23 protein-coding genes are annotated in these 22,640 nt (G+C 61.2%); 11 read left to right on the forward strand and 12 right to left on the reverse strand.

The window, feature by feature from the left end; translation table 11 throughout:
* Window positions 1-20 precede the first annotated feature (20 nt).
* Window positions 21-1,364: a UDP-glucose dehydrogenase family protein gene (locus GA830_RS15070; protein ID WP_195162612.1), complete on the reverse strand. Its 1,344-nt coding sequence runs from the start codon at window positions 1,362-1,364 to the stop codon at window positions 21-23.
* 164 nt (window positions 1,365-1,528) lie between these two features.
* Here GA830_RS15070 and GA830_RS15075 point away from each other — a divergent pair, with 164 nt between their 5' ends.
* Both GA830_RS15075 and GA830_RS15080 read left to right on the forward strand, forming a co-directional pair.
* Window positions 1,529-2,545 carry an NAD-dependent epimerase/dehydratase family protein gene (locus GA830_RS15075; RefSeq protein ID WP_195162613.1) on the forward strand — a complete coding sequence of 339 codons (1,017 nt, stop codon included), beginning with the start codon at window positions 1,529-1,531 and terminating at the stop codon, window positions 2,543-2,545.
* Window positions 2,542-3,021, forward strand: a complete 480-nt coding sequence (locus tag GA830_RS15080) for a class I SAM-dependent methyltransferase (protein ID WP_195162614.1) — start codon at window positions 2,542-2,544, stop codon at window positions 3,019-3,021. The genes GA830_RS15075 and GA830_RS15080 overlap by 4 nt, the downstream gene beginning before the upstream one ends.
* A gap of 60 nt (window positions 3,022-3,081) precedes the next feature.
* Here the strand turns inward: GA830_RS15080 and rpsD are convergent, their stop codons facing one another.
* The 3 genes from rpsD to GA830_RS15095 all read right to left on the reverse strand — a co-directional run bounded on the left by rpsD (window position 3,082) and on the right by GA830_RS15095 (window position 5,570).
* A complete protein-coding gene (gene rpsD, locus GA830_RS15085) occupies window positions 3,082-3,699 on the reverse strand; it encodes a 30S ribosomal protein S4 (RefSeq protein WP_195162615.1) in 618 nt (205 codons plus the stop codon).
* 222 nt (window positions 3,700-3,921) lie between these two features.
* Window positions 3,922-4,731, reverse strand: coding sequence for a glutamate racemase (gene murI / locus GA830_RS15090; protein ID WP_195162616.1), 810 nt, complete (start codon window positions 4,729-4,731; stop codon window positions 3,922-3,924).
* A complete protein-coding gene (locus GA830_RS15095) occupies window positions 4,728-5,570 on the reverse strand; it encodes an RNA methyltransferase (protein WP_258045465.1) in 843 nt (280 codons plus the stop codon). The genes murI and GA830_RS15095 overlap by 4 nt, the downstream gene beginning before the upstream one ends.
* 212 nt (window positions 5,571-5,782) lie before the next feature.
* Between GA830_RS15095 and GA830_RS15100 the strand changes: the two genes are divergently transcribed.
* The 3 genes from GA830_RS15100 (at window position 5,783) to GA830_RS15110 (ending at window position 8,190) form a co-directional block, all read left to right on the forward strand.
* Window positions 5,783-6,391, forward strand: coding sequence for a DJ-1/PfpI family protein (locus tag GA830_RS15100; protein ID WP_195162618.1), 609 nt, complete (start codon window positions 5,783-5,785; stop codon window positions 6,389-6,391).
* 64 nt (window positions 6,392-6,455) lie between these two features.
* Window positions 6,456-6,857, forward strand: a complete 402-nt coding sequence (locus tag GA830_RS15105; RefSeq protein WP_195162619.1) for a ribbon-helix-helix domain-containing protein — start codon at window positions 6,456-6,458, stop codon at window positions 6,855-6,857.
* Between the two features lie 121 nt (window positions 6,858-6,978).
* A complete protein-coding gene (locus GA830_RS15110; protein WP_195162620.1) occupies window positions 6,979-8,190 on the forward strand; it encodes an NADP-dependent isocitrate dehydrogenase in 1,212 nt (403 codons plus the stop codon).
* A gap of 226 nt (window positions 8,191-8,416) precedes the next feature.
* Here GA830_RS15110 and alaS read toward each other — a convergent pair whose 3' ends face one another.
* From alaS to GA830_RS15125, 3 genes are all read right to left on the reverse strand, one after another.
* Complete coding sequence (gene alaS, locus GA830_RS15115; RefSeq protein WP_195162621.1) at window positions 8,417-11,080, reverse strand: alanine--tRNA ligase; 2,664 nt, start codon at window positions 11,078-11,080, stop codon at window positions 8,417-8,419.
* Between the two features lie 171 nt (window positions 11,081-11,251).
* Window positions 11,252-12,343 (reverse strand): recombinase RecA, encoded by a 1,092-nt coding sequence (gene recA, locus GA830_RS15120; protein WP_195162622.1) that lies wholly within the window; start codon window positions 12,341-12,343, stop codon window positions 11,252-11,254.
* Window positions 12,309-12,590, reverse strand: a complete 282-nt coding sequence (locus tag GA830_RS15125) for a hypothetical protein (RefSeq protein WP_195162623.1) — start codon at window positions 12,588-12,590, stop codon at window positions 12,309-12,311. Before GA830_RS15125 ends, recA begins: the two co-directional genes overlap by 35 nt.
* Window positions 12,591-12,639: 49 nt before the next feature.
* Between GA830_RS15125 and GA830_RS15130 the strand changes: the two genes are divergently transcribed.
* Together GA830_RS15130 and GA830_RS15135 are read left to right on the forward strand one after the other, a co-directional pair.
* The gene (locus GA830_RS15130) at window positions 12,640-13,587 is read left to right on the forward strand and encodes a carbohydrate kinase family protein (protein ID WP_195162624.1); all 948 of its coding nucleotides are present in this window, start codon (window positions 12,640-12,642) and stop codon (window positions 13,585-13,587) included.
* A 16-nt stretch (window positions 13,588-13,603) separates the two neighbouring features.
* Window positions 13,604-14,536, forward strand: a complete 933-nt coding sequence (locus GA830_RS15135) for a pseudouridine-5'-phosphate glycosidase (RefSeq protein ID WP_195162625.1) — start codon at window positions 13,604-13,606, stop codon at window positions 14,534-14,536.
* A 44-nt stretch (window positions 14,537-14,580) separates the two neighbouring features.
* Here GA830_RS15135 and GA830_RS15140 read toward each other — a convergent pair whose 3' ends face one another.
* A complete protein-coding gene (locus GA830_RS15140) occupies window positions 14,581-15,228 on the reverse strand; it encodes an OmpA family protein (protein ID WP_195164983.1) in 648 nt (215 codons plus the stop codon).
* 230 nt (window positions 15,229-15,458) lie between these two features.
* Between GA830_RS15140 and GA830_RS15145 the strand changes: the two genes are divergently transcribed.
* Window positions 15,459-15,662, forward strand: a complete 204-nt coding sequence (locus tag GA830_RS15145) for a hypothetical protein (RefSeq protein ID WP_195162626.1) — start codon at window positions 15,459-15,461, stop codon at window positions 15,660-15,662.
* Window positions 15,663-16,575: 913 nt separating this feature from the next.
* Window positions 16,576-17,313: a hypothetical protein gene (locus tag GA830_RS15150; RefSeq protein ID WP_195162627.1), complete on the forward strand. Its 738-nt coding sequence runs from the start codon at window positions 16,576-16,578 to the stop codon at window positions 17,311-17,313.
* 125 nt (window positions 17,314-17,438) lie between these two features.
* Here GA830_RS15150 and GA830_RS15155 read toward each other — a convergent pair whose 3' ends face one another.
* From GA830_RS15155 to cckA, 3 genes are all read right to left on the reverse strand, one after another.
* A complete protein-coding gene (locus GA830_RS15155; protein WP_195162628.1) occupies window positions 17,439-17,639 on the reverse strand; it encodes a hypothetical protein in 201 nt (66 codons plus the stop codon).
* A 144-nt stretch (window positions 17,640-17,783) separates the two neighbouring features.
* Complete coding sequence (locus GA830_RS15160; RefSeq protein ID WP_195162629.1) at window positions 17,784-18,032, reverse strand: ParB N-terminal domain-containing protein; 249 nt, start codon at window positions 18,030-18,032, stop codon at window positions 17,784-17,786.
* 56 nt (window positions 18,033-18,088) lie between these two features.
* Window positions 18,089-20,653 (reverse strand): cell cycle histidine kinase CckA, encoded by a 2,565-nt coding sequence (gene cckA / locus GA830_RS15165; RefSeq protein WP_195162630.1) that lies wholly within the window; start codon window positions 20,651-20,653, stop codon window positions 18,089-18,091.
* Window positions 20,654-20,877: 224 nt separating this feature from the next.
* Here cckA and GA830_RS15170 point away from each other — a divergent pair, with 224 nt between their 5' ends.
* Window positions 20,878-21,615, forward strand: a complete 738-nt coding sequence (locus tag GA830_RS15170; RefSeq protein ID WP_195162631.1) for a flagellar biosynthetic protein FliO — start codon at window positions 20,878-20,880, stop codon at window positions 21,613-21,615.
* Between the two features lie 11 nt (window positions 21,616-21,626).
* Window positions 21,627-22,055: a hypothetical protein gene (locus GA830_RS15175; protein WP_258045466.1), complete on the forward strand. Its 429-nt coding sequence runs from the start codon at window positions 21,627-21,629 to the stop codon at window positions 22,053-22,055.
* 65 nt (window positions 22,056-22,120) lie between these two features.
* Here the strand turns inward: GA830_RS15175 and dksA are convergent, their stop codons facing one another.
* Complete coding sequence (dksA, locus tag GA830_RS15180; RefSeq protein ID WP_195162632.1) at window positions 22,121-22,537, reverse strand: RNA polymerase-binding protein DksA; 417 nt, start codon at window positions 22,535-22,537, stop codon at window positions 22,121-22,123.
* Between the last annotated feature and the right edge of the window lie 103 nt (window positions 22,538-22,640).

Consider the following 22,640-nt stretch of genomic DNA (forward strand, 5'->3'; position numbering starts at 1 on the left):
ACGACCTAACCGACCAGTCCCTACGCCACCATCCCGACAGAATCCCCCCGTCCGACCGCATAATACAGCAGCCCATGCCCCCGCACCTGTTCGGGGTCGTAGAGATTGCGCCCGTCGATAATCACCGGGCTTTTCAGTGTTGCTTTCAGCTTTGCAAAGTCGGCGATGCGGAACTGTTTCCATTCGGTGCAGATCACCAGTGCGTCAGAGCCTTCCACGGCATCGTCGGCGCTCGCCGCCAGAACGAGGTCACCGCGCGCGCCATAATGGAGGCGTGCTTCGCCCATCGCTTCGGGGTCGTAAGCGCGCACGCTGGCGCCGGCTGCCCACAGTGCTTCCATCAGCGTGCGGCTCGGCGCCTCGCGCATGTCGTCGGTGTTCGGCTTGAACGCCAACCCCCAAACCGCGATGGTTTTGCCTTTCAGGTCACCATCGAACACTACTGACAGCTTGTTGAACAACGTTGCCTTCTGCGCGTCGTTGACCCGCTCGACCGCATTGAGCAGGTCGGCCGGCACGCCCACCTGGCCAGCAAGGCTTGCCAGCGCCCGCACATCCTTGGGAAAGCACGAGCCGCCATAGCCGCAGCCGGGATAGATGAAGTGATAACCGATGCGCGGATCGGAGCCGATCCCCTTGCGCACCTGTTCGATGTCGGCGCCCAGCCGCTCGGCAATATTGGCCATCTCGTTCATAAAGCTGATTTTCGTGGCCAGCATCGCATTGGCGGCATATTTGGTCAGCTCGGCCGAGCGCACATCCATATAAACCAGCTTGTCGTGGTTGCGGTTGTAGGGCGCATAACATTGCTGCAGCCGTTTGCGCACGGTCTCCGAATCGGTCCCGATGATGATGCGCGCCGGTTTGGTAAAGTCCTCGATGGCGCTGCCTTCTTTCAGGAATTCCGGGTTGGAACAGACTTCCACCCCATGCGCCACGCCACGCGCCTGCATCGCCGCTTTGATGGTCTCGCTCACCCGCTCGGCAGTGCCAACGGGAACGGTCGATTTTCCGACCACGATCTTGTCGCCATCAATGTATTCGCCGATGGTTGCCGCGACATTTAGAACGTGGCGCAAATCCGCCGATCCGTCTTCATTGGGCGGCGTGCCGACCGCGATGAAAATCAGATCTGAAAACTGGATGCCAAATTCCGGGTCGGTGGTGAAAACCAGACGACCAGCGGCGGCGTTGCGCACCAGATGTTCGGTCAGGCCAGGCTCGTAGATCGGCACCTCGCCCTTTTTCAGCCGCTCGATCCGCGCCGCATCAATGTCGACACAACAGACAGTATGCCCGACATCGGCAAGACAGGCCGCCGTCACCAGGCCCACATAGCCCGTTCCAAAAATCGTAAGCTTCATAAACCCCGCCCCTGAATCGGCTGCATCCTGCGATAGCCAGAGCGGCCTGCAGGGAACCAATCATTGCAAAACTGACCGTACAATCCTATCCGTTCGTTCGACCTAGATAGACGCCGCGCGAATGATTTGCCACACCTAGCGCGCAACGAGACTGACGCAGCGCCATGAAAATCCTGCTCACCGGAGCTGCCGGCTTTATCGGCTACCACACCACCGAGCGCCTGCTTGCGCGCGGCGACACGGTTTTGGGCATCGACAACCTCAACGCCTATTATGCCACCAGCCTGAAGCAGGCCCGGCTGGCCCTGTTGGAGCGCCATCCGGCCTTCGCATTTCTGGAGCTTGATGTCGCACAGCGCGATCTCGCCGCCATCCTCGGCGACCGCGTCTCAGATGTGGATCTGATCGTCCATCTCGCCGCCCAGGCTGGCGTGCGCTACTCGGTCGAAAACCCGTTCGCCTATGTCGATTCCAACGTCACCGGTCAGGTCGCATTGCTGGAACTGGCAGCGCACCTGCCAAAGCGCCCGGCCCTCGTCTATGCCTCGTCATCGTCTGTTTACGGGGCTGCCGAGGCGGTGCCTTTCACCGAAACGGCGCGTGCCGATTCTCCCGTGTCCGTCTACGCAGCAACCAAGCGCGCCGGCGAACTTCTGGCCCATGCCTATGGCGAACTGTACGGGCTGAAAACCACCGGGCTGCGCTTCTTCACCGTCTATGGTCGCTATGGCCGCCCCGACATGGCGCCCTGGCTGTTCACCGATGCGATCCTCAAGGGGAACTCCATCGACGTCTTCAACCACGGCGTCATGCAGCGCGACTTCACCCATATCAGCGATATTGTTGACGGGGTGGTGGCCGCAGCAGACCGCATCGTATCCAACCCGGATGGCACGGCACCGCTCTACAATCTGGGCAACAACAAGCCGGTGGCGCTGCTCGATTTCATCGCTGCCATTGAGCACGCAGCCGGGCGCAAGGCCAAAATGGTGATGAAGCCAAAACCCGCCGGCGACGTTTTGCAGACCTATGCCGACATCGCCCTTGCCGAGCGCGATCTGGGCTTTCGCCCAAAAACGCACCTGGCCGATGGCATCGCCGACTTCGTACAATGGTTCAAAACCTGGCCTTCACTCAACCAAACCAATGAGGCGTCAATGCACAAGGCTCCAAACAAATGAGCAGGCTGGACAGTTTTATCCGCCGGGTCATTGCGCAGCGCGATATCCTGAACGCGGTGAGTGACGATATTCTCACCCTCGAAGGGCCGGTTGCCGAGCTTGGACTTGGCAATGGCCGCACCTTTGATCATCTGCGCGAGCATCTTCCAGGCCGCCGCATCATCGCATTCGACCGTGGCGTTGCAGCCCATACACTGTCGACGCCGGAGCCCGAAAACATGGTGATCGGCGAAATCCGCGAGACAGCCACCGCCATGGGCGAGATGCAGGCTGCATTGGTCCATGCCGATATCGGCACGGGCTATCTGGAACAGGACGCGATGACGCTTACCTGGCTGCCGCAGCTGGCGGCGCAGCTGTTGCGCCACGGCGGCATTGCCGCCAGCGGCCTGCCGCTCGACCACCCGGACCTGTCGCCGCTGCCGCTGCCCGAATCCGTGGCACCCGGTCGCTATTTCCTCTACCGCAAAACCTGAGCACAAAAAAATGGCCGCCCCAAAAGGACGGCCATTTTCAAAACTCTGTCTCTGAAACCGTTAGCGCGAGTAGAACTCGACGACCAGGTTCGGTTCCATCTGCACCGCATAAGGCACGTCCGAAAGGGCGGGCACGCGGGCGAAGGTGGCGACCATCTTGTTGTGATCGACCTCGATGTATTCAGGCACATCGCGCTCAGCCAGCTGAACGGCTTCCAGAACCACCACCAGCTGTTTCGACTTCTCACGAACCTCGATCACGTCACCAGCCTTGCAGCGGTACGAACCGATGTTGACGCGGCGGCCATTCACATTGACGTGGCCGTGGTTGACGAACTGGCGTGCGGCAAAAATGGTGGGCACGAACTTGGCGCGGTAAACAACCGCATCCAGACGCGACTCGAGCAGGCCAATCAGGTTCTCGGAAGTGTCGCCCTTGCGGCGGTCAGCTTCGTCATAGACCTTGCGGAACTGCTTTTCAGAAACATCGCCATAGTGGCCCTTCAGCTTCTGCTTGGCGCGCAGCTGCAGACCGAAATCCGAAAGCTTGCCCTTGCGGCGCTGACCGTGCTGGCCTGGACCATATTCACGCTTGTTGATCGGCGACTTCGGGCGACCCCAGATGTTTTCACCCAGACGACGGTCGATCTTGTATTTGGACGATTCGCGCTTGCTCATCGCATTCCCTTTCAAAAAACACCCACAGCCCTATGCTGCAGGGGAAGGAAACGCGCCCTCCTCTGGCCCCCGTTTTCGGGGCCTGACAGGATCTTCCACGCACGCTTTGCGGAAAAGACCCACGGGACACGTCAATAGAGACGCCGGACATTGCTGCCCGGCGCTGGGGTGTGACTAGTGGAGAAGGCGGTTGGAGTCAACATCGCCACCCACGGGTCGCTGTCAGGCGGCTACCGTATCGGCCACAACGTCCAGCCCAAAACCCTGCATCAGCCGCGCGGTAGCAAAATCCGGGCGTCCGGCGGTGAAAATAGCGGCATCGCGGCCTTGTGGCAGATCACCATCGGTCGGCGCCCTGCCCACCAGCGACAGCACACGCCGCGCAATCGCCTCGGCAGGGTCCAGCCAATCCACCGGCCATGGCGCCATCTTGCGCATGCGATTGGCCAGGAACGGATAATGCGTGCAGGCCAACACCACGATATCGGTGCGTCGCCCGTCTTTCTCAACAAAGCATGGCGCGATCTCGGCCCGCACGGCCTGCTCGTCGACAAACCCCTCGCGCATGTACACTTCCGCAAGCCGCGCCAAAACGGTGCTCCCAACAAGCGTGACCTCGACCTTTGAGGCCCAGTCGGTGATCAGGTCACGCGTATATTGCCGCTTCACGGTGCCCGGCGTCGCCAGCACCGACACCAGCCCGCTGCGTGTCCGCTCCGCCGCCGGCTTGATCGCCGGCACAGTGCCGACAAACGGCACGTCGGGAAATGCCGCTCGCAAATCTCCCAGAGCCAGCGTCGACGCCGTGTTGCACGGGATGACCGCAAGTTCGGGCCGATGCTCTTCCAGAAGCCGGCCAAACAGTTGGATCAACCGCGCCCGCAGCGCATCTTCTTCCCAGTCGCCATAGGGAAACGCCGCATTGTCGGCGACATAAACAAACCGTCGGTCGGGCATCAAGACGCGCGCCTCGCGCAGCACCGTCAGGCCACCAACGCCGGAATCAAACATCAGGATCGGGCGCTGGTTCATTCCGCTTCCTTGTTGCCTTTCACGGCCCCGCCATGCCTGGCGCTGCCCGCCGCCTCATCGGCCTCGGCCTTGCGTTCGGGATAGCCCGAGCCGCGCGGCGATTTCGGCGAGAAATAATCAAGCGACGAAACAACCCCGCGCAAAACCTTGATCTCGGCGATCGAAAACCCCGCCCGCGTCAGCACTGCACGCAGGCTGTCGACCATTTTGGGCTTCTTGGGAGCCGGCCGAAAATAGCCACGCGCCTCCAGCGCCTCTTCCAGATGGCCGATCAGCCCGAGCAGCTGTTGCTTGGGCGCAGGCGTCACCACAGGACCCGTGAACGGCGTATCCGTTTCAGTTGCCATGCCGGACTTCATCCACTCGTAAGACATCAAAAGCACAGCCTGCGCGATGTTGAGCGAAGCGTAGGCCGGATCGACTGGAAAGGTAACGATGGCGTCGGCCATACCGACTTCTTCATTGCTCAGCCCGTAGCGCTCGCGCCCAAACAAAATGCCGGTCTTTTCGCCGCCTGTTTCCCGCCCGCGCAACAAAGGTGCCGCTGCCACCGGCCCGAACACCGGCTTGAACCCGTCGCGCTGGCGCGCCGTCGTCGCCATCACGAAATTGAGGTCGACAATCGCGTCACCCAGCGTTGCAAACACTTCCGCGCCGTCGATGACATGGTGCGCGTTGCTGGCGGAAGCCAGCGCCTTTTCGTTCGGCCAGCCATCGCGCGGATTGACCAGCCTGAGTTTCGACATGCCAAAATTCGCCATAGCGCGTGCCACCATGCCGATGTTTTCACCCAGCTGCGGCTCAACCAGGATGACGGCCGGTCCGGGCGATGCGGTCATGGTTGATGGGGCGCGGGCTGACATGCGGAACGGGCTGGCTCTCGGTTGCCGGAAAAAAATACGTCCCTGACATACTCCCATTGGAAAATGAAGCATTGGCAAACAATGCCTGCGAGAAGTGAGCCGGCACTTTTGTGTCATGTAGTAGTCAGCTAATACCCGGCCCGTTGCGGCCCATGGCACAGTACCCCTCCCACACGGAGGAGAAAAACATGTCGGGAAAACGCATTCTCATGATCTGCGGCGATTTTGGCGAAGACTATGAAACCATGGTCCCGTTCCAGACGCTGCTCGCTGTCGGGCACACCGTCCACACCGTCTGCCCGGACAAGAAGGCCGGCCAAACCATCGCCACATCGATCCACGATTTCGAGGGCGACCAGACCTATACAGAAAAGCGCGGCCATAATTTCGCGCTGAATGCCACCTTCGCCGAGATAAAGCCGGAAACCTATGATGCGCTGGTCATCCCCGGTGGCCGTGCGCCGGAATATTTGCGGCTCAACGAAAAGGTCATCGCAATGGTCCGGCACTTTTTCGAAACGGACAAGCCGGTCGCCGCCGTCTGCCATGGCGCGCAGATTCTGGCGGCAGCGCGCGTGCTGGAAGGCCGCACCTGCTCGGCCTATCCAGCCTGCCGTCCAGAGGTTGAGCTTGCCGGCGGCACCTATGCCGATATCGCCATCGATGCGGCCCACACCGATGGCAATCTGGTATCGGCCCCCGCCTGGCCGGCGCATCCGCAATGGCTGTCGCAGTTTTTGGCCGTACTCGGCACCGAAATCCGCCACAGCCAGCCGGCCGTAAAAAACGCTGCCTGAGACAAGCATTGCAAGGCACGGCCAGCAGGTACACTCTGGCCGTGCTTTTTTCGGGAGGAAAACCATGTGCAGGCTGTTTATCGGCGCGGACCCCGCGCTCTGGCAAAGCGTCACGCGCTCCGTCCGTATTGACGGCGTGGCAACCAGTGTCAGGCTTGAAACCTTCTTCTGGACAGCGCTGGAAGAAATCGCCGCGCGCGACACGCTCTCGCTTGGACAATTAATCGGCCGCCTGTATCTCGAATCCATCGCCGAAGGCCATGACCTCGAAAATTTCGCTTCCTTCCTGCGCGTCTGCTGCGGTCGCTATCTGGCGCTGCAACTGGGCGGCATGATTCCAACCGACAAACATGCGCCCATCGCCTCGCTCGACGCTGCCGATATTTTGGCACGCGAGGCAGCAGCACGCACCAGCCGTCCCCGCCACAAGGACACGCCACCCGACCACGCTCCCCTGTCGCACTGACCGACGGGCCGCCCGCGCTGGCATGGTTGACCAAAACTCTGCCACGATGCATTTGCGTGCGCGCGCACCGATGCTATAGGACCCGGCAGACCCTCCCCTCAGCATTCTCCCGGAGCCTATAATGTCAAAAATCAAGGTGCAAAATCCTGTCGTCGAACTCGACGGCGATGAAATGACTCGCATTATCTGGCAGTTCATCAAAGAGAAGCTGATCCACCCCTATCTCGACATTGATCTCAAATATTACGATCTGGGCATGGAAAACCGCGACGCAACCGACGACCAGGTGACGATTGACGCGGCCCATGCCATCAAGAAGCACGGCGTCGGCGTCAAATGCGCCACCATCACGCCGGACGAGCAACGCGTCGAGGAATTCGGCCTCAAGAAGATGTGGCGCTCGCCCAATGGCACGATCCGCAACATTCTGGGCGGCGTCATCTTCCGTGAGCCGATCATCGCCAACAATGTGCCGCGCCTGGTGCCCGGCTGGACCAAGCCGATCATCGTTGGCCGTCACGCCTTCGGTGACCAGTACCGCGCCACCGATTTCAAATTCCCCGGCAAGGGCAAGCTGACGATGAAATTCGTTGGCGAGGACGGCAAGGAGATCGAATACGATATCTTCGACGCGCCCTCCTCAGGCGTTGCCATGGGCATGTACAATCTCGATGAGTCCATCACCGATTTCGCCCGCGCCTCGCTGAATTACGGCCTGCAGCGCAAGGTGCCGGTCTATCTGTCGACCAAGAACACCATTTTGAAAGTCTATGACGGCCGCTTCAAGGACATCTTCCAGGAGGTGTTCGACGCTGAGTTTGCAGAAAAGTTCAAGGAAGCCAAAATCTGGTACGAGCACCGCCTGATCGACGACATGGTCGCCTCGGCGCTGAAATGGTCGGGCGGCTATGTCTGGGCCTGCAAGAACTACGATGGCGACGTGCAGTCCGACATCGTTGCCCAGGGCTTTGGCTCGCTCGGCCTGATGACCTCTGTGCTGATGACGCCGGATGGCCAGACGGTGGAGGCGGAAGCTGCCCACGGCACCGTCACACGTCACTACCGCCAGCACCAGAAGGGCGAGGAAACCTCGACCAACTCCATCGCATCGATCTTCGCATGGACCCGTGGACTGGCGCACCGCGCCAAGCTCGACAACAACGAAGCCCTGAAAAACTTTGCCGACACGCTGGAAAAAGTCTGCATCCAGACCGTCGAAAGCGGCTTCATGACCAAGGACCTGGCGCTCCTCATCGGCGCTGACCAGCCCTGGCTCTCCACCACCGGCTTCCTCGACAAGATCGACGAGAATTTACAAAAAGCGATGGCATAACGCTTCGCCGAACACCACTGTTTGCAAAAGCCGCGGAGCGATCCGCGGCTTTTTTCGTCCCGCGACTGGCCATTTCCTCGCCCCACGAAAGTGGGGAGAGGTGCCGAGCGCAGCGAGGCGGAGAGGGGTTTAGAGAAATTTATCCGAACGGTTCGGAACCAGGGAAAAATTCCCTTCTCCGTCCTGGGCCTCCTCCCCCCACTTCGAGGGGCGAGGAAATGAGCCGTCAGACCGCTTCCATCGCGGCCTTCACCGCAGCAATCGCTTCGTCTGCCTTGCTGGCATCGGGGCCACCGGCCTGGGCCATGTCTGGCCGGCCGCCGCCGCCCTGCCCGCCGAGCGCGGCGGACGCTACGCGCACCAGCTCGACCGCGCTGAAGCGCGCCGTCAGGTCATCAGTGACAGCCACCACCACGCTTGCCTTGCCATCCTCCGCCGCACCAACAAACACGACGACGCCCGAACCGAGCGACTTTTTTCCGTCATCGGCCAGCGGCTTCAAATCCTTGGCCGAGACACCGCTGACACTGCGTCCCATGAACGATACGCCGGCGACGGTTTCGGTTTCGCCGCCGCTTTCGCCGCCACCGCCGCCCAGCGCCAGTTTTTTGCGGGCTTCCGTCAGTTCACGTTCAAGTTTGCGGCGCTCATCCACCAGCGCCTCGACACGCGCCGTCACATCGGCCGGCGCGACCTTCAACACGGAAGCAACAGCCTTCAGGCGGCGGTCCTGTTCGTCCAGATGGCGCCGTGCAGCCTCACCGGTCAGCGCCTCGATGCGCCGCACGCCCGACGCGACCGCACCTTCCGCCACCAGCCGCACCAGGCCGATATCGCCGGTCGCCGCCACATGGGTGCCGCCGCACAGCTCGATGGAATAAGGCTTCCCAGCCTTGTCGCCTTCCAGCGCTGTGCCCATCGACACCACCCGCACCTCATCGCCATATTTTTCGCCAAACAGCGCCATCGCACCCTCGGCGCGCGCGTCGTCCACCGCCATCAGCCGCGTTGAGACCGGGCTGTTTTGCAAGATGATGGCGTTGGCGATGGTTTCGGATTGCTCAAGCTCCTCCGCCGAAATCGGCTTGGGATGAGCAAAGTCAAAACGCAGCCGGTCCGGCGTCACTAAAGAACCCTTCTGCGAAACATGGTCGCCCAGCACGGCGCGCAGCGCCTCATGCACCAGATGGGTGGCCGAATGGTTGGCCCGGATGCGCGAGCGGCGCGCTTTGTCCACCTTCATCTCGACCGCGGTTCCAGTCTTCAGCATCCCTTTCACCAAAGTGCCCATATGCACGAACAGGCCTTCGCCCTTCTTCTGCGTATCGGTGACGTCAAAGACAAAACCCTCGCCCGAAATTTTCCCCCGGTCACCAACCTGCCCACCGGACTCACCATAAAACGGCGTCTGGTTGGTGATGATAGCGCCCGCCTCGCCGGTGGCCAATTGCTCGACCATCGCGCCATCGCGCACCATCGCCAGCACCACGCCCTCGGCCTGTTCGGTGTCGTAGCCCAGAAAGTCGGTGGCGCCGGCGAGATCGCGCACGGCAAACCACACGGCTTCGGTGGCAGCCTCGCCCGAACCGGACCAGCTGGCCCGCGCCTCGGCCTTCTGCTTCTCCATCGCTGCATTGAAACCATCCAGATCGACAGAAATATTGCGCTGGCGCAGCGCATCCTGCGTCAAATCGAGCGGGAAACCATAGGTGTCATAAAGCTTGAACGCGGTTTCTCCGTCGAGGCGCTCGCCGTCTGCAAGCGTCTCGGTCGCGTCCGACAACAGCCCAAGGCCGCGCGCCAGTGTCTTTCGGAAACGTGTTTCCTCAAGCTTGAGCGTTTCGGTGATCAGCGCCTGGGCGCGCACCAGTTCGGGATAGGCCTGGCCCATTTCGCGCACCAGCGCCGGCACCAGCCGCCACATCAGCGGATCAGCAGCGCCCAGCAACTGTGCATGGCGCATCGCCCGGCGCATGATGCGGCGCAGCACATAACCCCGGCCCTCATTCGATGGCAAAACGCCGTCGCAGATCAAAAAGCTCACCGACCGCAGATGATCGGCGATCACACGGTGACTGGCCGCCCACTTGCCCTCTGCTTTCACGCCGGTCGCCTCTTCAGAGGCATGGATCAGGGTCCGAAACAGATCGATCTCATAATTGGAATGTACGCCCTGCAGCACAGCCGCGACGCGCTCCAGCCCCATCCCGGTATCAATAGAAGGCCGTGGCAACGCCACGCGCTCGTCGCGCGTCACCTGCTCGAACTGCATGAAAACGAGGTTCCAGATCTCGATAAAACGGTCGCCATCCTCATCCGGGCTGCCGGGAGGACCGCCGGGAATGCTGTCGCCATGATCGTAGAAAATTTCCGAGCACGGGCCACACGGACCGGTATCGCCCATCGCCCAGAAATTGTCGTTCGTCGATATACGGATGATCCGCTCGTCCGAAAGCCCGGCGATCTTCTTCCACAGCTGTGCGGCGTCGTCATCCGTGTGATAGACCGTCACCAGAAGCCGCTCGGCTGCCAGGCCGTATTCCTTCGTCAGCAGGCTCCAGGCGAGCGAGATAGCCTGTTCCTTAAAATAGTCGCCGAACGAAAAATTGCCCAGCATCTCAAAGAACGTGTGGTGGCGCGCCGTATAGCCGACATTGTCGAGATCATTGTGCTTGCCGCCGGCACGCACGCATTTTTGCGCGGTCGTGGCGCGCGAATAGGGGCGCTGCTCAAGGCCGGTAAAAACGTTCTTGAACGGCACCATGCCCGAGTTCGTGAACATCAGCGTCGGATCATTGCGCGGCACCAGCGGGCCAGAGGCGACGACCTCATGTCCATTCTTCTGGAAGAAGTCGAGGAAAGTCGACCGTATCTCGTTGACGCCACTCATGCAGATGCCTTTGTGAATGTCCGCCCGAACAGGCGGCAGGAACAGCGCCTTTTATCGCTCGCACCCTGTGCTGTCCAGAAACCTCGACCTACGCGCTGCTCAACCTGAAGCCAGGAAAAAGCCGCCGGCAATGCAATGCCAGCGGCTTCATCTCAATCAGGACGGAAAAAATCACATCTCGGCGACATCATCTTCATCGCTATCGGCGTCACTCGGCCCGCCTTCCATGAATTTTTCGGCAATCAGGCCGGCGCTCTGGCGCAGGACGGTTTCAATCTCTTTGGCCACTTCCGGGTTGTCGCGCAAAAATGTCTTGGCGTTCTCGCGACCCTGACCCAGCCGTTGCGAATTGTAGGAGAACCACGCACCTGACTTTTCAACCACACCCGCCTTGACGCCAAGGTCGACCAGTTCACCGGTCTTGGAAACACCCTCACCATACATGATGTCGAATTCGACCACCTTGAAGGGCGGCGCCAGCTTGTTCTTCACCACTTTTACGCGGGTCTGGTTGCCCACGACTTCCTCGCGGTCCTTGACCGAACCGATGCGGCGAATATCGAGGCGCACCGAGGCATAGAATTTCAGCGCATTGCCGCCTGTCGTGGTTTCGGGCGAACCAAACATGACGCCGATCTTCATGCGGATCTGGTTGATGAAGATGACCATGGTGTTGGAGCGCGAGATCGAAGCGGTCAGCTTGCGCAGCGCCTGGCTCATTAGCCGCGCCTGCAGGCCGGGCAGCGAATCGCCCATCTCGCCCTCGATTTCAGCCCGCGGAGTCAGCGCCGCCACCGAATCAACCACCAGAACGTCGATCGCACCCGAACGCACCAGCGTGTCGCAGATTTCCAGCGCCTGCTCGCCCGTATCCGGCTGCGAGATCAAAAGGTTTTCCAGATCGACACCCAGCTTGCGGGCATAGACCGGGTCCAGCGCATGCTCGGCATCCACAAAAGCGCAGATGCCGCCCTTCTTTTGCGCTTCGGCCACCGTGTGCAGCGCCAGCGTCGTCTTGCCCGAGCTTTCAGGCCCATAAATCTCCACGATGCGGCCGCGTGGCAACCCTCCAACGCCGAGCGCGATGTCGAGCCCAAGCGATCCGGTCGAGACCGTTGCGATCTCCACGATCTGCTCATTGGCACCCAGCCGCATGATCGAGCCCTTGCCGAATGCCCGTTCGATCTGCGAAAGCGCGGCGTCGAGCGCCTTTGTTCTGTCCACTGAGTTATCCTCTACAAGCCGCAATGAATTCTGAGCCATGATACATCACCCCGAGGTCGTCAATAAGACCGGCCAATCCCTTGTCTTCATTTCGATGTACCTGCTTTGTTCCTGTTTTGCAAGTGGTTTCATCCTGTTGCTTTGTCTTGATAAATCTCCTTTGTTCTTTTTCCGTTCCGCCACCTTCGTTTCCTCCCCAAAAATGCCCTGCGAAGACGGTGCCGGTGGCACAATGTTTCAAAATCTCGCATAACCGACGAATCGCATCCGGCAATTGCGCAGCCACGCTGCCCCCCCTATCGTTTCAGCAGCATCCAAGCCTGTGAAAGCCTTCCATGACAACCATGCCGCATCTTCTCGCCATTGGCGGCGCCCACATCGACCGGCGCGGGCGGATAACAAAAACCTATGTCCCCGGCGTTTCCAATCCGGGCGTCATCGATGAGGAAGTCGGCGGCGTGGTATTCAATGCGCTGCGCAATGCAGTGCGCCGTGGCGTCAGCGCATCGCTGGTCTCGATCCGCGGCGGCGATAGCGCCGGCACAGCGGTGGCGCACGCCATCGCCCAGGCCGGCATCACGGATTTGTCGGCCATATTCCTAGACCGCCCCACGCCGAGTTACACCGCGCTGCTGGACCATGAGGGCGATTTGATCGCCGGGCTTGCCGATATGGGGCTCTACGACATGGCGTTTCCAAAGCAGCTGGCGCGCGCCTCGGTGCGCAAGTCTGCCGGTGCTTGCGATGCCATCCTGTGCGATGCCAATCTTCCGCCCGCAGCGCTGGCGCGGGTCATGGCGCTGGCCACCGGCAAGCCGGTCTATGCCATTGCCATTTCGCCCGCCAAAGTGGTTCGGCTTCACGGTATGCTGAAATGCATCACTTGCCTGTTCATGAACCGTCACGAGGCCGAAGCGCTTACCGGCCATCCAGGCTCCCTCACCGCGACACTTGAGCGCCTGCGCGCCATCGGCCTTGGCTCAGCAGTGGTCACCGCAGGCGGCGCACCGGTTGCCGGCTTCGACGCAGGCGGCCTGTTTTCAATCGCCCCGCCCCCGGCCCGAAACATCACCGATGTCACCGGTGCCGGCGATGCTTTGGCCGGCGTCACGGTGGCCGCGGCAATGCGCGGTCTTGCGCTGCGAGAGGCCCTGCGCGAAGGCCTCGCCGCAGCCTATCTGACCGTTGAAAGCCGCCAGGCCGTCGCCAGTTTTTCTGAAAACGACTTTGCCGCCGCACTGGCGCTGGTGCCCCATGCACAACCTCTTTTATCGCCCGCCTGACCGGAGTTTGCCCAAGATGACGCCTGAAACCGCCCGCGCCTTCACCGATTTCCACGCGCCTGTCGCCGCAGCGCTTGCCGCCGGCAAGCCTATCGTTGCGCTGGAATCGACCATCATCACCCACGGCATGCCATTTCCCAAAAATGTCGAAATGGCGCGCACTGTCGAAGCCCTCATCAGCGAGGGCGGTGCCGTGCCAGCCACCATCGCCGTTGTCGGCGGGCGGCTGAAAATCGGACTGTCCGACACCGAGCTGGAAGCGCTGGCGCAAACCACCGGCGCCCTAAAACTGTCGCGCGCCGATCTCGCCTTTGCCATCGCCCAAAGGCTCAGCGGCGGCACCACTGTGGCTGCCACCATGATTGCCGCACACGCCGCCGGCATCAAGGTTTTTGCCACTGGCGGCATTGGCGGCGTCCATCAGGGCGCCGAGACGAGTTTTGATATTTCCGCCGATCTCGACGAGCTGGCGCGCACCCCGGTTGTCGTGGTGTCAGCCGGTGCCAAGGCGATCCTCGACATTGGCAAGACGCTGGAAGTGCTGGAAACGCGCGGCGTGCCGGTGGTGGCCTTTGGCACCGATGTGATGCCGGCCTTCTGGTCGCGCCAGTCGCCGCATCAGGCACCGCTGCGCCTCGACGATGCGGCCTCCATCGCCGCCTTCTACAACGCCCGCCAGCAACTCGGCATCCAGGGCGGCATGCTGGTTGCCAATCCGGTTCCCGCCAATGTCGAAATTCCAGCCGATATCATGGCAACGCACATCGCCGCCGCCCAACAGGCCGCGCTCGCTCAAAAGATCGGCGGCAAGAATGTCACGCCATTCCTGCTCGCCAAGATTCTCGAACTCACCGGAGGCGAAAGCCTGAAAACCAACATCGCGCTGGTGGAAAACAATGCGCGGCTGGCAGCCAAAATCGCCATCAGCCTGTCAGAACAGAATTCCTGAGGCGCCGCACCGGAAAGACCCGGCACGACGCTCCGGGACAAAAACTATTCGAGCGGCGAGAGCTGGATTTCCACGCGGCGGTTTTGCGCGCGGCCACCGGCGGTGGCGTTGTCGGCGATGGGCCGCGTTTCGCCAAAGCCGGTCACCGCAAAGCGGCGCTGGTCAACCCCCTGCCCGGACAGATAATTGGCGACCGACAGCGCCCGGCGCTGCGACAGGTCGAAATTATACTGGTCGTCGCCGGTCGAATCGGTGTGGCCATAGACATCGACAATGGTGCGGTTGAATTTCTTCAGCACCAGCGAGACCGAATTCAGCGTCGGGTAGAAGCCTGCCTTCACCGCATCCTGGTCGGAGGCAAACGTGATGTTGGAGGGCATGTTCAAAATGATCTGCTCGCCTGAGCGCGTCACCGAAATGCCGGTGCCCTGCAACTGCGCCCGCAGTTCTGCTTCCTGCTGGTCCATGTAGGCGCCGATAGCACCGCCCGCCAGCGCCCCGATGCCGGCCCCGATCAGCGCATTGCGGCGGTCATTGCCGCCTGCCGCCATGCCGGCCAGCGCGCCAAGCCCGGCGCCAATCGCCGCCCCACCGGCGGTATTGGATACCTTTTGCTGGCCCGTATAAGGATCTGTGGTGCAGGCCGCCAGCATGGTCGTGGCAATCAGCGCGGCTGCGGTTTTCTTCAACAACATGAATCTACTCCCCGGAGAATGATGGTCGCCGCGCCATACGCGGCCAAAAATGAAAACAAAGGCGACAAAAAACGTCCCGCCGCCTTGTAACACGAATTGCGGCGAAAAGCGGGAGCGGTTTTTTAGCGCACTGCCGGGACGCATCTCAAGTTTGAAATCTGAAGCCTCACCTGTCGCGATCCGGCCCCAACTCTATATGCTTAAGCGGAAAGCTCAGGAGAAAACATATGGCATTCGACGATCATATCACGACACGCCTCGCGGAAATTCACCATCGTCTAGATGTGATAGCGAAAGAAGAGGCTCAGCCCGATCTGCTAGGTGGAGAAGCGGCTCGCCGCATGTATGATACCCAACGAGACCTGCTAATCGCCGAGACAGAAGACCTCTTGCATGAGTGGGAGCAACTGCGTGAAGCCAATCGGAGCTAGGGGCCCAAATCGCCCGCCGACCTGATCGGTAAGCCATTCGCCATTCGCATTGCGCCGGCAACAAGACCGGTGACGTAAAGGACGATGGCAAAGAAGCCGCCGCAAAAGAGCGCGCTGGCCGCATTGCTCTCAACTTGCCACACCCCCTCTCCGCCTCGCTGCGTTCGGCACCTCTCCTCCATTGTCATGGGGGCGATGAAACAGCGCCCGCGATTGGCCATTTCCTCGCCCCACAAAGTGGGGAAAGGTGCTGAGCGTAGCGAGGTGGAGAGGGGAACAACCGTCCAGCGCCAAGCGCCCCGTGGTTCGACAGAGACCAACAAGAACCCCCTCTCCGCCTCGCTGCGTTCGGCACCTCTCCCACATTGTCATGGGGGCGAGGAAACAGCGCCCGCGATTGGCCATTTCCTCGCCCCACAAAGTGGGGAGAGGTGCTGAGCGTAGCGAGGTGGAGAGGGGAACGGCCGATCAGCGCCAAGCGCCCCGTGGTTTGACAGAGAACAACAAGAACCCCCTCTCCGCCTCGCTGCGTTCGGCACCTCTCCTCCATTGTCATGGGGGAGAGGAAACAGCGCCCGCGATTGGCCATTTCCTCGCCCCACAAAAGTGGGGAGAGGTGCTGAGCGTAGCGAGGCGGAGAGGGGAACAACCGTCCAGCGACAAGATCCCCGTGGTTTAACAGAGACCAACAAGAACCCCCTCTCCGCCTCGCTGCGCTCGGCACCTCTCCCCCATTGTCATGGGGGCGAGGAAACAGCGCCCGCGATTGGCCATTTCCTCGCCCCACAAAGTGGGGAGAGGTGCTGAGCGTAGCGAGGCGGAGAGGGGAACGGCCGTCCAAGCCCAGCAACATACCCAAAAATCTATCCACCCCCTCCGGTGCCCGCACCACAATCGCGGTCAGGAGGCGTGGATGGACTGGCAGTTGGCGATCGACAAACACCGCGAAGCGCTAAGTTGCGTTTTGGCCATGCTGATCAGCATGGCCGGGCTGCGGCGCCCGGTGCTGCATTTCGATGAAGGGGAAATGCCAACCCCCACCCTGCCCCGCCATCTGCACCGCGCCGTGTTGCGGCTGTTGCGGCCAGCTGAATGGGCGACGCGCCGATTGATCATCATCATGGCGCGCGGGCTTGTGGTGCAGGCAGTGCGGAACAGAATGTGCCCAACATCGTCAGCGCTGTTCCTGCGTGGGCCGGGCGGCACCGGGGTGCGGCTGGCCGCGGCAGGCGCACCATCGCGGCCCGCACCACTGGCAAAAAGCCTGCCGCTCTTCGATCCGCCGCGGCGTTTGCATATGTTGCGCCGGGCCGCAGCCGGCAGCGTGCCGCGCATCTCGTTGCCCGGCGTCACCGTGCCATTTGTCATCGCGCCGCGCCGCGCACCGGCCTTTGACGATGCGCTTGATGCCAAAAATCTGGTGCTGCGCCTGCGCGGCCTTCATGCAACGCTGGAGGACCTGCCGCGCCAGGCCATGCGTTTCGCGCGCCGGCAGGCAGCCGTCATCCAGCAAAAGAAGCAACGCCGCTGGCCGATACGCAACGGCCCGCCACCCGGCACGCGACGGCGCCAGAGCCACGACGTGTTTTCCACCCTGACAGACCTGCACGGTCTCGCCTTCGACGCGCTGGCCCGCCCAGACACGTCATGATCTTTTATTTTTGTACTTTTTTTTCCGGGGAACGACGTTGCGCTACGCTGCGGGATGCGGCGCGCGTGGCTGTTGATGCGCGCGGCCAACACCGAAAATCCCCAAAGAGAAATTCAAAAACCACGTCAGGCAGCGTCGCTGAAATGGTCCTGTTCAGCGTCCAGCACAGCCTCGAAGGCATCAAGGTCGACGTAGAAATATTTGGTCATTTCCACGATCAGCAGGTCCACCGGACAGCCGCGATCGACCAGAAGCAGAATGGCGTGGAGAATATCGGCAGGCTCGGTGAGCCGTTGTTTTGCACTGTCGTCAATATCTTGAAGCATCGCTGTCCCTCTCGATGCAGTTCCAGGCACACTATGCCTGATTCGAGGCTAGCGCGCGAGGCTTGCGCGAGACCGGATTTTCTCACAGCCAGAGCTTGCATTTCGGGGACAGGGTTCAAGGGCTGTCCGCACGCGGGAAATGTCTTAATGGCGGCGGGCCTGGACGCGGTAGCCAGCGACGGTTTTCTCGCCAAGCCATTTGCAGGCTTCGAGCCGGTGCAGCCCCTCCACAAGGATAAACCGCTTGCCGTCATGGCGCACCATGATCGGCTGTGTGAGGCCGTTTTCCAGGATGTCCTCGGCCAGCGTGCGCACGGTGTCCGGGTGCAGCGTCTTGCGCCGCGCCGTCGGGATGTAGATCTCATCGATGACGAACTGTTCGACACGCAGCATTTATTCACCTCCGCCGGCACTGTGTTACGCTGCAAATACCGCCCGGCCAGGACAAATCAGCCTTCCAGCACGTCCTTTACCACGGTGGCGAGCTGTTTGAGCGAAAACGGTTTTGGCAGAAAGCCGAACTGCGCTTCTTCCGGCAGGTTTCTGGCAAAAGCATCCTCGGCATAGCCCGAGACGAACACGAACTTGATGTCGGGCTGCAGCTTGCGCAATTCGCCCAAAAGCGTCGGGCCGTCCATTTCGGGCATCACCACATCGGAGACGACGATGTCGATCTTGCCCTCGAGCGCGTTGAATATCTCCAGCGCTTCGACGCCAGAAGATGCCTCGTGGACGGTATAGCCGCGCGACCGGAGCGCGCGCACGCCGCCCATCCGCACCGCATCCTCGTCCTCGACCAGAAGCACGGTGGCCGAACCCGAAAGGTCCTTTGCCGTATCCTGAACCTTGGGCGCGGCAGCGACCACCTCGCCGGCAGTTTTCGCCTCGGGAATATGGCGCGGCAGGAAAATGTGGAACACCGATCCCTTGCCCACTTCCGACGAGCAATAGATGAAGCCGCCGGTCTGCTTGATGATGCCATAGACCATCGACAGGCCGAGCCCGGTGCCCTTGCCAACATCCTTGGTGGTGAAGAATGGCTCAAAGATCTTCTTCAACACCTCCGGCGCGATGCCGGTGCCGCCATCCTCAACCTCGATCAGCGAATAGTCGGCGTCCACAAGTTCGCGGAAGCCGAAGGACGCGCATTCGGCCGCCGGCAGATTGCGCGTGCGCACGGTAATCTCACCGCCCCCGGGCATCGCATCGCGGGCATTGACGACCAGGTTGACTACCACCTGTTCGAACTGGCCGATATCGGCGCGCACCGGCCACAGGTCGCGCCCATGCTCGACCTTGAGCTTGATGTCGGTGCCGACAAGCCGCTGCAGCAGCATCCGGAGGTCGGCCAGAACATCGGTCAGGTTCAGCACCTCCGGCCGCAGCGTCTGCTTGCGCGAGAAGGCCAGAAGCTGGCGCACCAGCGACGCAGCGCGGTTGGCGTTCTGCTTGATGTTCATGATGTCCGGGAAGGACGGGTCAGATGGCCGATGGTTGGTCAGCAGAAGGTCCGACGCCATGATGATCGCCGTCAGCACGTTGTTGAAGTCATGCGCGATGCCGCCTGCCAGCTGTCCGACCGCCTGCATCTTCTGGCTCTGCGCCATCTGGCCCTCGAGTGCTTTTTGCTCGGTGGTTTCGACGGCATAAACGATCGCTGCTTCCTCGGCGCCCTCGGCACCGGCAGCATCGACAATGGCGTTGACGTAGAAACGGATGTGGCGCTCGTCATTGCCGGGCAGCATGGTATCGATGGGCGAGATTTCTGCCTGCCGCAATTTTGCCTTGTCGAGTGCCGCCTGGAAGGCCGCCCGGTCGCGCTCATGGATGACGCTGTCAAGGCGCGCACGACGGTCCACAGCATCGCGGTCCACGACGGTCGAGAACAGCGACAGAAAAGGCGCGTTGGTCCGCAGGATGCGGCCATCATGGTCGACGCCGGCAATAGCCATCGGGGTCGAGTTAAAGAAGCGCGTGAAGCGAACTTCCGCAGCCCGCAGATCTGCCGACGAATCCTCGCCCTGGGTGCGGTTCAGAACAATGGTTCGCGAAGGGCCCGGCGCACCCTCGCGGGTGGCGCTGACGCGATGCATGAAGCGCACCGGCAGCGCCTCGCCCTTGACTGTAGAAAGGTCGAGATCGATTACTGCGTTGCGTGTCGTGCCCGGATCGGCTTTGACAGCGCGCACCAGCGCAATGCCATCGCCGGCGACGATATCAGCAAGGTTGGTAGATCCCGGCGTGAACGAGGCAAGGTCAAGCCCCAGCCATTCGGCAAGCGTTGCGTTGATATAGGTGACGCGGCCCTCCTGGTCGGCAGCAAAGAAGCCTGCCGGCGCATGGTCGAGATGATCGATGGCCTTTTGCAGGTCCAGGAAAAATCGCTCCTGCTCGGCGCGCTCGGTCGAGATATCAGCGAGCTGCCACGCCAGAAGCGGCTGGCGCTGGGTCGGCACGTTGAAGGCGCGCGCTGCCACCCGGTACCAATGCGCTCCGGCATCGGAACCCGGCCGTATCGATTGCTGCATGCGGAACTCGCCGTCACCCGACTGGCCGTCGCGCAGCCCCGACGCCAGCCGATAGATCACCGGCGATGCCTCGGGCGCGTCCGAAAGCAGACCCTCCACGGTTTTGACGTCAGCTGCGGTCGTGGCCCCCGTCATCGTCGCGTACGCACGGTTGGCGTAGACCACACGCCCTTTGACATCGGTGACAATCAGCCCATGCGTCATGGAATCCACATAGGACTTCGACAATTCATCTGCGGTGGAGCGCGGCGCGATCTGGATGAAGCCAACTGCCGTGGCAAACAGATAGCCAACGCCGATCATCGCCAGGATACCAAGCATGCCGAGCAGGAACGGATCTCCCAGCCGTTGCCGGAAGATGCCAAATATAATTGCCGAGCCAGTCAGAACGACGATAAACACCACGAGCCGCGCGATAACGCCGGGCCGCATATTCTCATCGACGATGGGCGCCGGGTAAAAGTCGTTGCGGGTTTCCCTCGCCATCCTGTCTGCCTGTGATTCCCGGCACTCCGGTGTCCCCTGACGTGGTGCGGTTGAATCATATTCTTCCGGCCACGAAAAGGCCTGCGCTGAAAAAGCCCGGGAAAAAGACGCCAGCGCACCGCATGCGGCGCTAAATCAGATCGCATTGCAACCGAATGGGAACTTGCGGTTGGTCACGCCACCATCATAGAGTGCGCCAGGGGAAAATTCCGAGGAGCTTGGCGATGCGAGAATGGCTGGATGGACTGGCAGGTCCGGGATATACGGCAGCGCTTGCATGGACGCTCGGCGCGCTGCTGCTTCTTGTGCTCGTACTGCTCGCCATCAAGGTCTTTCGAAGCCTGACCTTCGGCACGTTCGTGGCGGGCGGACGCAACCGCAAGACAAGACTGGCGGTGATGGACGCGACAGCTGTCGACAGCCATCGTAGATTGGTGCTGGTGCGCCGCGACGATGTCGAACACCTCATCCTGATCGGCGGCCCGACCGACGTCGTGGTGGAGCAGGATATCCGAATGCACGTGCAGCAGCGGCGCGCACTGCAATCTCCAGACCATGACAACCAGCCGCGCCAGGAGCACCAAAGAATATCCGAGGTCGTCCCTGCCCCCGCAAATCGACCCGAGCCGCCCCGCGCGCAGCATCCCACCGCCCAGGTGCAGCGCTTGCCGCAGCGTCAGGTTGCGCCGCAGCCGGTGCGTCCGGCGACGGCGGCAGCGCCGGAACTGCGCCCGGCACCGGCCCGCATCTTACCCGCCCCTCAAGCTACCCCCGCCGCCCCGCGGCCTACCCCAGTTGTGGTGGCAAAACAGCCGGACCGTGACAAGCTGGATGAGACGCTGGCACATAACCTTGAGATAAACCTCGACAAGACACCATCAGCAAGCGCGCCTGCACGCCCAGACATGTCGCTTGAAGACGAAATGACCAAGCTGTTGGGCGAGCTTTCGAGCAAGCGCTAAGGAATTTTGCCATGAGATCATACCTTCCCCTTGCCACGTTCATCGCAGCGACGCTCTGCGCGGCTTCCAGCTTCGCCTACCAGCCAGGCGACAGCTACATCGCGGTGAGCAAAACAGCGATGAGCATCACTGGCGATATCCAGCTCGACGACTTCTCCATTACCTTCGCCAATGGCGAGAGCCTGGAGTTCGGCGAACTGGTGGCGGATCATTTTGTCGTCGACGGCGCCTCTGTCCCGGCTTCGGTCTACAGCGTGAAAACACCATCAGACCCGGAACTGGAAAACGGCAACAATCTGTGCGGCAATGGCGACGTAACCTTTGTCGCCAATTGGGAAAGCTCCAGTGGCCTCGTGGCGCTCGCAGTCTTCACCGGTGAAGAACCCCCGCAAAGCGACGAGGACATGTGCGCGTCCTACACCTACGATAGCGCGCAATAGGACAAAATAGGGGCCCGCAGATTGCTGCAGGCCCCTATGTTCAACCAATCAACGCCCATCAGACATCAATCGTCGCGATAAACCTTTTCGCGGCGCTCATGCCTTTCCTGTGCCTCGATCGACAAGGTTGCAATGGGGCGGGCGTCAAGGCGTTTCAACGCAATCTGCTCCCCAGTTTCCTCACAGAAACCGTAGGTGCCTTCATCGATACGCGCGAGCGCGGAATCGATCTTGGAGATCAGCTTGCGCTGGCGATCGCGCGCGCGCAGTTCGATCGAGCGATCCGTTTCCGAAGAGGCGCGGTCGGCGAGATCCGGCTGGTTTGCGTTTTCCTGCTGCAATATCTCAAGCGTCTCGCGCGCTTCACGCAAAATATCGTTTTTCCAAGAGACAAGCTTTGCGCGGAAGTATGACTTCTGCCGTTCGTTCATAAACGGCTCGTCTTCCGTGGGTATGTAATTGGCATCGACGACTGCGTTCATTCGACTCACTATCCCAACCACCAATATTGGCCGCTATATATTCGGCGACCATGCAGCGCACAAGAACAAATCATCGCAAGGGTTGCATCCGGGTTTTCCTGCG

The sequence above is a fragment of the Mesorhizobium sp. NBSH29 genome, from assembly GCF_015500055.1.
In the GTDB taxonomy this organism is placed as follows: domain Bacteria; phylum Pseudomonadota; class Alphaproteobacteria; order Rhizobiales; family Rhizobiaceae; genus Neomesorhizobium.